Genomic DNA, 12,336 nt, shown 5'->3' with positions numbered 1-12,336 from the left:
CATACTCAGACACAATCGTTAGGACTTATGCGGGATTGTGCTGATTCGGTATGAAGTTGAAGACAGCGCCGTTCTACGGCCAGGCGAAGGTTGTGATGTAAGCGTCAGTTTTGCGTAAGCTCGAATTGTGCTGAATCGATTTGCGAGGGATGAAAATCTTAGGAACTATCGAACAATCTCAGAAATGAGCAAAAATTTAAGTTCTTTCAATCACTTAACCATGATTAAGGGCGCCCCCTAATCAAACTAGATTTATAAAAGCCCACGAGCTTTGAAAGGTTTGTTAAAAATCACAAAAGCACAACAAGGTAATAATATTTATTGTAAATAAATTAAATTTATATCAAAATGTACTCGCACAGTACGTGCTTATACCAACTTTTAGGAGATAGAAAACATGAATGTAAAACTAAAGAAAATAGTTTTTTCCGCATCCATTTTAGGCGCACTTTTTTCGTCTATCGGCTATGTCTTCGCAGTACCAACTCATGCAGCATTCATAACATACTATAGTGACGCGTCCAAAACGACTCAAGTTGGTTCTCGCGTTATGCTTTGTAATGGAGCAAGATCGATGGTAGGAACAGAAAGTCCATTCGTGGAAATAGAGACTATTGAGTGCCCATGTAGTTTCCCACAAAAAAATCGGGATAATTGCTAGGGCCTGTATCCAATTATTTCACTAGCAAATAAATAGGGTAATCCCCCAGTTTTGCCGGGGGACTCCAAAAGTTTGACTGAGTGTCAGTTGAGGACATAGTGCTTCCCAATTGATGAAGAAATTAACTTTTGATAAGGTGCAGTTTTTGAGCACACGTTGCATCATTTCAGTGAACCAAAAATCATTTGCATCGTTATCTTCTCGGCTTTAGGCTATTTTGCTTTGCATCCGTCGCAGAGAATGGCTACTAGATTAACGGTTTTGACGTTACCAACATTCGTAACTTCTTGTCTTATGCTGATTGTCATTTGATGCGATTTGCTCACAACAAGTTAAATCCGGTGGTTATGGTGCGGAGTATGGCCGTTCTTTGGGCGGTGTTATCAGCTTGGCGACGAAACGCGGAACAAATAAATGGAAATCTGGTGTATCAGTTATTTGGGCACCGGATGCACTACGCAGCGATGGTAAAGATGTTGCATCACGTGATCCGGAAGCACCAGGTTATGTTGTATTCAGCAGTGCGCGTAAAGATTCCGCTTTGGAATATAACGCGTATAGCGGTGGTCCAATCATCAAAGATACTTTGTTCTTCTTCGGCGCTTTGACTGGTAATCGCGACGAAACCGATACATTTGGTCGTAATAGCAGCACTAACTTTAAAGCAGGTAAACCAAATGGCATTATCAAGATTGACTTCACGCCAAATGAATCACACCGTTTAGAGTTTACTGGTATCTCGAATAAGAAAGAAACAGAGATTATTGACTATATTCGTCCAGTCGGTGCCACAAATTATCAAACGAGCCATTCCGGTGCTGCAGGTAAGAGTATTCAAACTTCCGGTGGTGATGTTTTGATTGGTAAGTACACAGGCTACGTGACAGATAACTTGACTGTGTCTGCTTTGGTAGGTAGTGTTAATGACAAAGTAACCAAGACTACTGGCGCTCGCATGGCCAATTTGGATTGTCCAGTGGTATTGGATGAAGGTTTGAACGAGGTTGGGTGCTAGGCAAAACCATTCCCTGGGCCATCTATTCGTGACATCAACGCACTTGATGATGAAGACAAACGCCGTGCATTCCGTTTCGATATTGATTATTCAATTGGCGATCATGTAATTCGTGCTGGTATTGATAATCAAAAATTTACTTCGGTTGCTGCTGGTGCCTCCACATATTCTGGTGGTATGTACTGGCGTTATGTTACTAGCACGAACGGCACAGTAAATGGTGTTGCGAATGCTGTTGCCCCAGGCAAGAGCTATGTGCGTCGCCGTTTGATATTGAGTACTTCAGGTGCATTCGAGGTTGAAAATAACGCTATGTACATTGAAGATACATGGAAAGTTAATAAGAACTTGATGGCTTACGGTGGTTTGCGTTCAGAATCGTTCGATAACCGTAACGGTGACGGCGTTAGTTTTGTAAAAAAAGATAATTTGCTCGCACCGCGTTTAGGTTTCTCTTTGAATGCGAAGGGCGATGGATCATTGAAGATCTACGGTAACTTGGGTCGTTATTACATCCCTGTTGCGTCAAATACCAACATTCGTATGACTCGCGGCGAGCTGTTTGAACATCGCTTCTACAGTTTTGCGAGCAAAGATCCTCGCACACAGGCTCCAGTGGGTTTAGGTCCAGAAATTGGCTCCGCTCAAATTATTGGCGACGGAAAATTAGCAAATCCAGCAACAATCGCTGACAGGAAATTGAGTCCTATGAATCAAGACGAATTGATTTTGGGCTTCCAACAAGCGTTGACCAAAGACTGGACCTTTGGTATGAAGGGTATCAGTCGCCGTATCAATAGCGGTATGGACGATTATTGCTCACATATCGGTTTCGAAAACTGGGCAAAAGACAAGGGTTACGCGAATTTTGATTCCAGCACGATGGCGCAATGTATCTTGTTGAACTCAAGTAAAGACGTTACTTTGATGATTGATGTCAACAATGACGGCAAACTGGTTGAATCAACAATGCCAGCGAAGTACCTCGGTTTATCTAAGTATACACGTACACATAATGCTTTGGAATTTACTTTGGAGCGTCCATTTGATGGTAAGTGGGGTGTACAAGGTTCTTACACTTTGGCAAAAACTCGTGGTTCAGCTGAAGGCTATGTGAACTCTGTTATTAACCAAGAAGATGCAGGTGTTTCTCAAGACTTCGACTTTGGTTCTTTGACAGATGGCTCCAATGGCTACTTGTCTAATGATCGTCGCCATACTATTAAAGTGTTTGGTAACTACATGATCAACGACCAACTCCGTTTGGGTATGAATGCAGTTGCAAGCTCTGGTCGTCCATATAGCTGTATCGGTTTTGTACCAGCTTCTCGTCTAGATTTCTCTGACGCAGTTGGCTACACAACAGCATCTTCTTACTACTGCTTGAATGAAAAAGGTCAGTCAGTATTGGTGCCACGTGGTACTGCTGGTCGTACACCATGGTCCGCAAGAGTTGATATGCAATTGTCTTACATGCCTAAAGTTGGTGATGGTAAGTTAACATTGTCTATGGATATCTTCAACTTGTTGAACAGCCAACAAGTGCAAGAGGTTGTAGAGCGTCGTGACTATAGCCGTGATACGGTAGATCAAGGTAAGCGTAATCCAGATTACGGTCTGCCTTCTTCATTCCAACCACCACGTTCGGTACGCTTCACTGCACGTTACGAGTTCTAATAGGTTGATTCTTATCTTATAAGTTAAGATTCACTTGTTTTAATTGGTGAAAAAATGCCCGATGATTATTTCATCGGGCATTTTTATTTTTGGATCTTGATTTTTATTTCATTAATTTGATTGCTGCGCATGAGCGTTTGCATCTCGATATTTCATATAGTAATGATGGCCATATTTACGAGACAATGTCAGTGCTGTTCTACCGACCTTTGAAATAGCGATGTCTGACTCGCTTTGTGGTTGGGTCACCGCAATACCAGTTCTAATTGAAAGATGGTTTCTGCCTTATGCGGTACGTAAGTTTGAACTTATATTGAACTGTTGAATCCCTCTAGGCTTTGACTTTCATGATTCAGTTGCCTGATAAAAAGCTAGCAAGTAAATGCCAAATATTGGATTCTTATATCAAAATGTGCCGATTCGGATCATATAATCGACGATAGAATCTAAAAAGTAGTCTTTGTAGAGGTTCATCTAGATCTTCTGGTTTGGGCTGTGCAGGGTGAGTATCGAGATTTCTTAGCAGAACCACATCTCATAGAGTAAATAGTAGGGTGAATAGTTGTGATTCATGTCGTATATTAACTTGCCTATTGTATTTGAAGGCTCGACCTATTTTCTAACTTGAATTAGCTTCCATATTTTCAAATACATCAATTTGGAATTTTCCAAAAGAAAAGCCCCGACAAGTCGGGGCTTTTTCTGCCAACACTAAATCAAACTACAAGATTAGAACTTGTGGTTGTATTCAGCTGTGAAACGTACAGAACGTGGGTTTGTGTAGCTAATTGGACGTTCGTACTGGCTGCTCATACGTGTACCACTATTGTATGCTTCAATCACGTTTTGCAATGTTTGAGTATTTGTAATGTTAAATACATCCATCTTGAACGCCATACCATTCAAGAATGTTGGTTTGTAAGTTACATTCAAATCTAAACGTTTGTCAAATGGCAAATTACCGATTTTGCCACGTGGTACCAATTGATTCTGCGCACTAGTTTCACCGAAGCAGAAGAATGCTTGGTTGTTGTAGTTTGGAGAATCGCCTGGATTAGGATCACCACCTAAGCAAGAACGTGGACGACCAGAGGCCAACAATAAGTTACCACCAACAGACCATTCGTTATTCAACTGATAGAAGCCGAATGCTTTGATTTGATGTGTACGGTCATTTGGCAACAAGCCCATTGCACCGCGCATAATCTCTGGGTAATCCCAAGTCGCTGTTACAGAAACGTCAGCTTGACCGTTGTCTGAACGTACTTGACCTTCAGTATTACCATAGCTACGTGACCAAGTGTAGTTCACTTTACCATACCAACCATTGCGGAATGGATGTTCTAAGAACAGATCCAATGCAGTGTAAGTACGTTTCGCTTTTTCAAATCCCAAATCTGCTGCACTTAAAGCGATTTCTTTGTAATTACCCTTACCATCGATATCGAATACGAAAGTATTTGCAATACCTGGGTTGAATAAGTAGCAGTCATGACCAAAAGTTGGATTGGTAATCGTTGTGTTCGTACGTTTTGCCCAAGCTTCAAATGGACGAGCATCGCACAAATCGTCGATAGTCGATTTCAAAGTACGGTAGGTCGCACGTGCACCAGAATTCCATTCAGGAGCCAATTGCTTTTCGAAGCCGAAAGTGATTTCGTCTTGGAAAGTTGGTTTCATGTCTTTTACAGCAAATGATCTAGCATCTTTTGGTTGGCCAAACTCATTGTTTGGAGACAATGGGTTTGTCAACTGTTTCAAGCCTTGCGGTTGACCATTTGCATCAGTGCCAGTGTAAGTGAAGTATTGCGTTGTATTAGACGTTGCACCTGCAGCACGCAAACCGATGTTGGTTGGAATTGGTACAGAGTAACGACCAGCAGTACCGAACACTTTCAATGACGCATCGCCATTAACGTCCCAAGACACAGCTACGCGAGGATTAATTTCACCTGGTTGATCCAAGAATTTTTGCATCAATTTATTCTTGTTCAAGAAGGATTCATAACGAATACCGCCAACAACCATCAAGTTTTTAGTTACTTGATACTTGTCTTCGATGTACAGCGCTGTCTGTTCACCATGTGATTCTGTTACGTCGGAGAAGTATGTTTTTGCAACGTAATAACCTTGCGCACCATAACCGCCACCAGAGGCAGTTGGAGGAACTGAGCCACCAGAGACTGGAATGGCCTTGTTTGGATCGTCAGTTTTAAAATAGGTCCATGTGCCGCCACCTGGTGTAGTAGAGCCGCCCAGTGAGTCAACTTTGGATTTATCGTAACCTGCGCGAATAGTGTGACTATTCAGCTTGTACTCTAAGTCGAGGCGAAGAGATTTAACAAGATCTTGGCTGCCAGCACCTGGTACATTTGCGGAAAATGATTGTGGATTTGTATAAGTCAAGCCAGGAACGCGGTTTGCTGGATCAGCAACAACACCCATTGCTGTTGGATTGTAGCCAACTAAGGTTGTTTCATGCTTCGATTTTGCTTGTGCGTAAGCCGCTGTGAAAGTCAAATCTTGTGTAATTTCACCAACATATTTCAAACCATTTAACTGATTACCGTTGTCGTTGATATTACGATTTGTTTGTGAGGAAGTTACACCACCAACACGCTTTCCAGTAGCGTAGTCATAGCCAGAGCGATCAATCTTAACGACTGGAGAGTCACCAATAGACATGAATTCTAAGCGGTGTTCGTCTGCAATATTCCAGTCAAACTTTGCTAAATAACGATTAACTGTAGTTTTTGTATCATTCCAACCATTTACTGCGTTGGATGTAGACGTACGCAAACCATTCACGAAGCCTTGATCTGTTTTAGTTTGCTCAGCAGAAACAAACATAAACAACTTGTCTTGAATGATCGGACCACTTACATAGCCACCGAACAATTTAGAGTCAGCAGTATTTTGGTTGCGGCGCAAATATAAAGTACCATCAGTCGCAGCATTGTATGTACGACCTGTTTTTGGATAGTAGATATCTTTTGGATCAGAACGCAATGAATCTGGTGTCCAAGCCATTGTCGCGCCAGCTTCCCAGCGATTTTTACCGGACTTAGTGATCACGTTGACCACACCACCGATAGAGCGACCAAATTCGGAGCCGAAGCCACCAGTCAGAACTTGCGCTTCAGCAATCGCGCCAAATGGCAATTGAGATGCACCGAAACCTGTTAATGGATTAGTGACTGGGAAACCATTGATGTAGTAGGAGTTTTCTGTAACTGCACCACCACCAAAAGATGCGCCGTTACCTGCAAAACGTGTATCGCCACGAGTTGTGTTCGGTGCTAACTGAACGATCGCTTCAACGCTCTTCGCCACCGGCAAGTTCTCTAATTGACGTGCAGTGAAGTTTGCGCCGTTATTTGTTGAGGAGATGTCAATCGGCTTACGTGCGCCTGAAACTTGAACAACTTGGATAGAACCAGCTGCCGCAGCGAATACAGCCTCTGAACCTTGACCCAAAGAAACATCAACAGTTGTGCTTTGCTCAACTTTGCCGCCGTTCATCAGATCCACTTTGTAAGTGCCGATTGGCAACGCAGTAATTTGGAAGCGACCGGTTGAGTCAGCTGTTGCGGAGCGACGAACACCGTTGTCAGAGTTCAAGACTTGAACTGTAGTACCTGGTTTCGCTTTACCGAAAATAGAACCTGCAGCATTGGATTGCGCCATAACTTCAGTTGGAACGGTAACGGCAACAAAACCGAAACCAAAGGCAACTGTTAATGCATGTGCAACCAAGGTTTTCTTGAATACAGAATTATTCTTGGACATGTAATTTCCTAAGTTAAAAAATAAAACATAAATTTACAAGTTGGTCACTTATAAATTTAAGACCAACCCTGCTAGCGGGTACTAGTAGGGACTCCCCCTCCTACTAATGGATACAATCGCATTAATACTTTGTGCTTGTGAATTAAAAAAAATACTCACAAAAACAACCGCTATGTATGGAAACACTTTGCCCTGTAAAGTGTCAATCTTTCGCTATAAAATGCGTGATAAATACAACAAATTTGCGACAGAAATCAGGGTAATAAATTGCAAAAAAATATTTTTAATTAATTTAAGTGAAAATTTACAAGTCGAGCTAGATATTAGTCATTTAATTAACTTTCTGATTTCATTTCAAGTTCTCCCGAATCGATTTGGTTAAACGTAGACATATCAGTGGAGCCCATAATTTTGCTTGTAACGGTTCCTGATACGATAGATCCACTCACGTTCAGTGCGGTTCTTCCCATATCGATTAATGGCTCAATTGAAATCAACAACCCCGCTAGCGCGACAGGTAAATCAAGTGATGAGAGCACGATTAACGCCGCAAAAGTTGCACCGCCACCTACGCCTGCAATACCTACCGAGCTAATTGCGATAATGCCGACTAAGGATGCAATAAAAGAAAATGACATTGGGTCGATGCCAACGGTCGGTGCAATCATGAATGCCAGCATGGCTGGATAAATGCCAGCACAGCCGTTTTGTCCTATTGTGGAGCCAAATGAGGCTGCAAAATTGGCGATCCCTTCAGGTGTTCCTAGACGTTGGTGCTGAATTTGTACGCTCATAGGAATGGCGCCTGCACTAGTGCGTGATGTGAAAGCGAACACAAGGACAGGGAAAATTTTCTGTAGATAGCGTTTTGGGTTGAGTCCGCATGCAGCAACAATTGCAAGATGAACGCCAAACATGATGATGATGGCGCTGTATGAGGCCAGTACAAAATTAATTAAATTAAAGATATCATTTTTGTTCGATTTTGCGACTACTTGCGTCATTAATGCGAATACGCCGTAAGGAGTTAAACGTAAAATGATAGTGACAAGACGCATCACGATGGCTTGTGCAACTTCGATAAAGTGACTGAATGATTTGAATGCTTCAGCTTTTTTCTCCGCAATGCCGGTTGCTGCAATTCCAATCAAAATGGCAAAAATGACCACCGCAATGGTGGATGTCTTGCGTGCACCTGTCATATCAAGAAACGGATTTTCAGGGATAAAGCTGAGTAGCATGCTCGGCAAGGTAATCGCCTTTGCGCTAGCTAAGGTGCCTTCTAGATATTGGCCGCGGGCAAATTCAGCAGAGCTGTAATTCAAACCTAAAGTCGTTAATCCAAACACTTTTGCCATCAATAAGCCAATTAATGCAGCGATGATGGTTGTCCCAATTAAAGTGCCGATCGTTAAGCTGCTGATTTTTCCTAGCGAGCTCACATCTTTCAATTTGAGGATAGCACTGATGATAGAAACCAATATGAGTGGTATCACTACCATTTGTAAGAGCTTGACGTATCCTGTGCCAACGACGTCAAGGTAGGCATGAGTATCTTTTAAGGTGCTCGATTCAAGGCCATAGATAAACTGAAATATTGCGCCAAGCAACACACCCAATCCCAAACCGACAAACACACGTTTTGTGAACGATACATGTTTGTTCTGTAGCCAATAAAGAAGTCCGCAAATACCTGCAGCAACACTGATATTGAGAATGAGTTGGAAAGTGTGAGAATTCATTGCTTTGCTTTTTTAGTTATCGAGGATTGGGCATTCTAGCCCATATCTTTATTAAATTGATACGTAGAAAAAATTCTTTGCTTATGGATTTTTTGTTGAAACAACCGTCATCCCAATCCTAGTAAGAATAGGTGGTTGGCCTGCGCAGATTTGATTTGCGCTGTAAACAATACCTGAGAGCTATTATGCTTAAGTGCTGCTACTTTCTCGCTTTTGGCAAAACGTCAAAATATTCTGAAAGGCTGCGTAAAAATAGGATTCGTAACTATCCTGTTCGACATAACCTAAATGTGGCGTGAGCAAAACATTTTCCTTTCCTCTCAGGCCATATTCTTGTGATAGCGGTTCGCTTTCAAATACATCGAGTGCAGCAAAGCCGGGGCGGCCAAGATTTAATGCTATTTCGAGTGCGTTCGGCGCTATCAGTTCAGCGCGGCTGGTATTGACGAATAGTGCATCCGTTTTCATGCTGCTTAGGTCATCTTGACGAACAAAGTGGCGGGTTTCTTCGTTCAGGCGTAAGTGCAAGGAAATGATGTCGCATGTACGAAAGAAATCTGCTTTCGATTCACTAGCCCCAAATCCATCTTTGATTGCTTGCTTACGGCTATCGATACTTCCCCAAATTTCCACTTTCATTTGAAATACTTTGGCATATTGGGCGACTAACTTACCAATTCTCCCATAGCCCCAAATACCGATTTTTTTACCGCGCAGCACACGCCCAAGTTGATTTTGTGCTGGATGTAATGATGAAGTTTGCCATAAACCTTCTTGTAAATATGTAGTGTACTGCGGGATTTTTCTTGATGAAGCTAGAATTAATGCCCAAGTTAATTCGGCTGGAGCATAGGGGTCGCCAACACCTTCCATCACGGTTATATTGAAGTCTTTGCAAGCGTCGAGATCAATGTGACCCGACACCTTGCCCGTTTGAGAAATCAGCTTTAGTTTTGGCAACTTACTTAGCAGTGCACGGCTCAAGCTGGTTCGTTCACGATTTAATACCAGTGCATCGAATTGATTGAGACGAATAGCGAGTTGACCGACACCGACCGCCTTATTGTTAAACACTTTCACATCGTGTTCGTTGAGCATAGAGAAGCATTTAAGATGCCGAACGACGTCTTGATAATCATCTAAGATGGCGATTTTCATGGGAATAGCTTGTCTTGTAGGTAAGTATATTTTCAAAAATGATTTCTTTTTGATACTGTTTGTGACGTAAAACTCAGCAGATTGTCGTATGTCGGTGTAGAATACGTTGCACGTAGCTTTTTGAATCTTCCGTACCGTGCAGTCTACCGGGCGAAAGCTTGGATCTCAGACCATAGTTGTTACCTCGTCTGCCTTCCTGATTCCGACAAAAAATGCCGCTATCGTGCCAGTAGTGTGGATGAACAATTATAACCAGAATAATACCACTTGCCTTATCTACTCGCCTTCTAGCCGTTCTTGCCGTGCCGCTACACCGATTTTTTTATTGAAATGGCATTGGAGTATTTATTATGAATCAACCTAGCATGCAAGGTGTGACGGCAATCAATGTGCCAGCACACGTCAAGCACCAAAAACTCATTAACTGGGTTACTGAAATGGTCGCGTTGACCAAGCCAGCAAACGTTTATTGGTGCGACGGTACACAGGAAGAATATGATCGCCTGTGCGCGCAAATGGTGGCCGCTGGCACCATGAAAAAATTGAACGAAGCAAAGCGTCCAAACAGCTACCTCGCTTGTTCTGATCCTTCCGACGTAGCACGTGTTGAAGATCGTACTTATATCTGTTCCGAAAAACAAGAAGATGCAGGGCCAACTAATAACTGGATGGCACCAGCGGAAATGCGCGCGACATTAAATCCATTATTTGACGGATGCATGCAAGGTCGTACGATGTATGTAGTGCCATTCTCGATGGGGCCACTTGGTTCACCAATCGCGCATATCGGTGTTGAGTTATCGGATTCGCCGTATGTTGCCGTGAATATGCGCATCATGACGCGTATGGGTAAAGCGGTTTATGACGTATTGGGTACAGACGGTGATTTCGTCCCTTGCGTACATACTGTAGGTGCACCATTGGCAGCGGGTCAAAAAGATGTAGCTTGGCCATGCAATAGCACGAAGTACATCGTCCATTATCCAGAAACACGTGAAATCTGGTCGTTTGGTTCGGGCTACGGTGGTAATGCATTGTTGGGCAAAAAATGCTTCGCATTGCGTATTGCTTCCACCATGGGACGCGATCAAGGTTGGTTGGCTGAACATATGTTGATTTTGGGTGTGGAATCTCCAGAAGGTAAAAAACATTATGTCGCGGCAGCATTCCCGTCCGCTTGTGGCAAGACGAATTTTGCGATGTTGATTCCAGCAATTAAAGGCTGGAAAGTGACAACGATTGGCGACGATATCGCTTGGATTAAGCCGGGTGCCGATGGTCGTTTGTATGCGATTAATCCAGAAGCCGGTTATTTCGGTGTCGCTCCAGGCACGAATACCGCGACTAACTCGAATTGCATGTCGTCTTTGACTGCGAACACCATTTTCACCAACGTTGCTTTGACCGATGATGGCGATGTGTGGTGGGAAGGTATGACGAAAGAAGCACCAGCGCACGTGATCGACTGGCAAGGTAAAGATTGGTCTCCAGAAATCGCGAAAGAAACTGGTCGTAAAGCAGCGCATCCAAATGCGCGTTTTACGGTGGCGGCAACGCAAAATCCAGTGCTCGACCCAGCATGGGATGATCCAGCTGGTGTACCAATTTCAGCTTTCATCTTCGGTGGTCGTCGCTCGACCACGGTGCCATTGGTAACAGAAGCGCGCAATTGGGTCGAAGGCGTGTACATGGCTGCAACTATGGGTTCTGAAACTACGGCAGCAGCAGTTGGTCAACAAGGCGTGGTGCGTCGTGATCCGTTCGCAATGTTGCCGTTCATGGGCTACAACATGAGCGACTATTTCCAGCATTGGTTGAATATGGGCGAGAAGATTACAGCGCTCGGTGGCAAACAACCAAACATTTACTGCGTGAACTGGTTCCGTACTGATGCCAATGGCAAGTTTGTATGGCCAGGTTTTGGCGACAATATGCGTGTGTTGAAGTGGATGTTAGAACGTATCGATGGTTCGACCAGCGGCACAGAAAATATCTTTGGTATCAGCCCAAAATATGAAGATCTGACATGGGATGGCTTGAACTTCACGTCTGAACAATTTGAACTCATCACTTCTATTGATAAAGACGCATGGAAAGCCGAGTTGGATTTACACACCGAATTGTTTGATAAGCTGAAATACCGTTTGCCTGCAGCTTTGGAAGCGACCAAAGCGACATTGGCGAGTCGCTTAGCGTAATCAATTTTTCGTCTTAGGAAAAAGCGCGCTTCGGGGTAACCTGAAGTGCGCTTTTTTGTGCATTGCAAAATTTTGCTTAAATCTGGGATAATCTTT

At 43.2% G+C, this 12,336-nt stretch carries 7 protein-coding genes; 4 read left to right on the top strand and 3 right to left on the bottom strand.

All coding sequences use genetic code 11. From position 1 onward, the window contains the following. Positions 1 to 397: 397 nt before the first annotated feature. The 3 genes from IE103_RS18640 to IE103_RS06005 all read left to right on the top strand — a co-directional run bounded on the left by IE103_RS18640 (position 398) and on the right by IE103_RS06005 (position 3,353). Positions 398 to 661, top strand: a complete 264-nt coding sequence (locus tag IE103_RS18640; RefSeq protein ID WP_373295230.1) for a DUF6289 family protein — start codon at positions 398 to 400, stop codon at positions 659 to 661. Between the two features lie 301 nt (positions 662 to 962). Next, positions 963 to 1,676, top strand: a complete 714-nt coding sequence (locus tag IE103_RS06010; protein ID WP_189345155.1) for a TonB-dependent receptor — start codon at positions 963 to 965, stop codon at positions 1,674 to 1,676. A 24-nt stretch (positions 1,677 to 1,700) separates the two neighbouring features. Further along, complete coding sequence (locus tag IE103_RS06005; protein WP_373295233.1) at positions 1,701 to 3,353, top strand: TonB-dependent receptor domain-containing protein; 1,653 nt, start codon at positions 1,701 to 1,703, stop codon at positions 3,351 to 3,353. A gap of 729 nt (positions 3,354 to 4,082) precedes the next feature. Here IE103_RS06005 and IE103_RS06000 read toward each other — a convergent pair. The 3 genes from IE103_RS06000 to IE103_RS05990 all read right to left on the bottom strand — a co-directional run bounded on the left by IE103_RS06000 (position 4,083) and on the right by IE103_RS05990 (position 10,042). Further along, a complete protein-coding gene (locus tag IE103_RS06000) occupies positions 4,083 to 7,142 on the bottom strand; it encodes a TonB-dependent receptor (RefSeq protein WP_189345153.1) in 3,060 nt (1,019 codons plus the stop codon). Positions 7,143 to 7,477: 335 nt separating this feature from the next. Beyond that, positions 7,478 to 8,884, bottom strand: a complete 1,407-nt coding sequence (locus IE103_RS05995) for an L-cystine transporter (protein WP_189345152.1) — start codon at positions 8,882 to 8,884, stop codon at positions 7,478 to 7,480. A 189-nt stretch (positions 8,885 to 9,073) separates the two neighbouring features. Further along, positions 9,074 to 10,042 carry a D-2-hydroxyacid dehydrogenase family protein gene (locus IE103_RS05990; protein WP_189345151.1) on the bottom strand — a complete coding sequence of 323 codons (969 nt, stop codon included), beginning with the start codon at positions 10,040 to 10,042 and terminating at the stop codon, positions 9,074 to 9,076. 350 nt (positions 10,043 to 10,392) lie between these two features. On the opposite strand from IE103_RS05990, the gene IE103_RS05985 reads away from it, so the two are divergent. Then, positions 10,393 to 12,240, top strand: a complete 1,848-nt coding sequence (locus IE103_RS05985) for a phosphoenolpyruvate carboxykinase (GTP) (protein WP_189345150.1) — start codon at positions 10,393 to 10,395, stop codon at positions 12,238 to 12,240. Positions 12,241 to 12,336 lie beyond the last annotated feature (96 nt).

The sequence above is a fragment of the Affinundibacterium macrobrachii genome (assembly GCF_014652415.1).
In the GTDB taxonomy this organism is placed as follows: Bacteria; Pseudomonadota; Gammaproteobacteria; order Burkholderiales; family Burkholderiaceae_D; genus Undibacterium; species Undibacterium macrobrachii.
The sequence above is the reverse complement of the archived record's forward strand: the minus strand, read 5'-3'. Positions and strand labels throughout refer to the sequence as shown.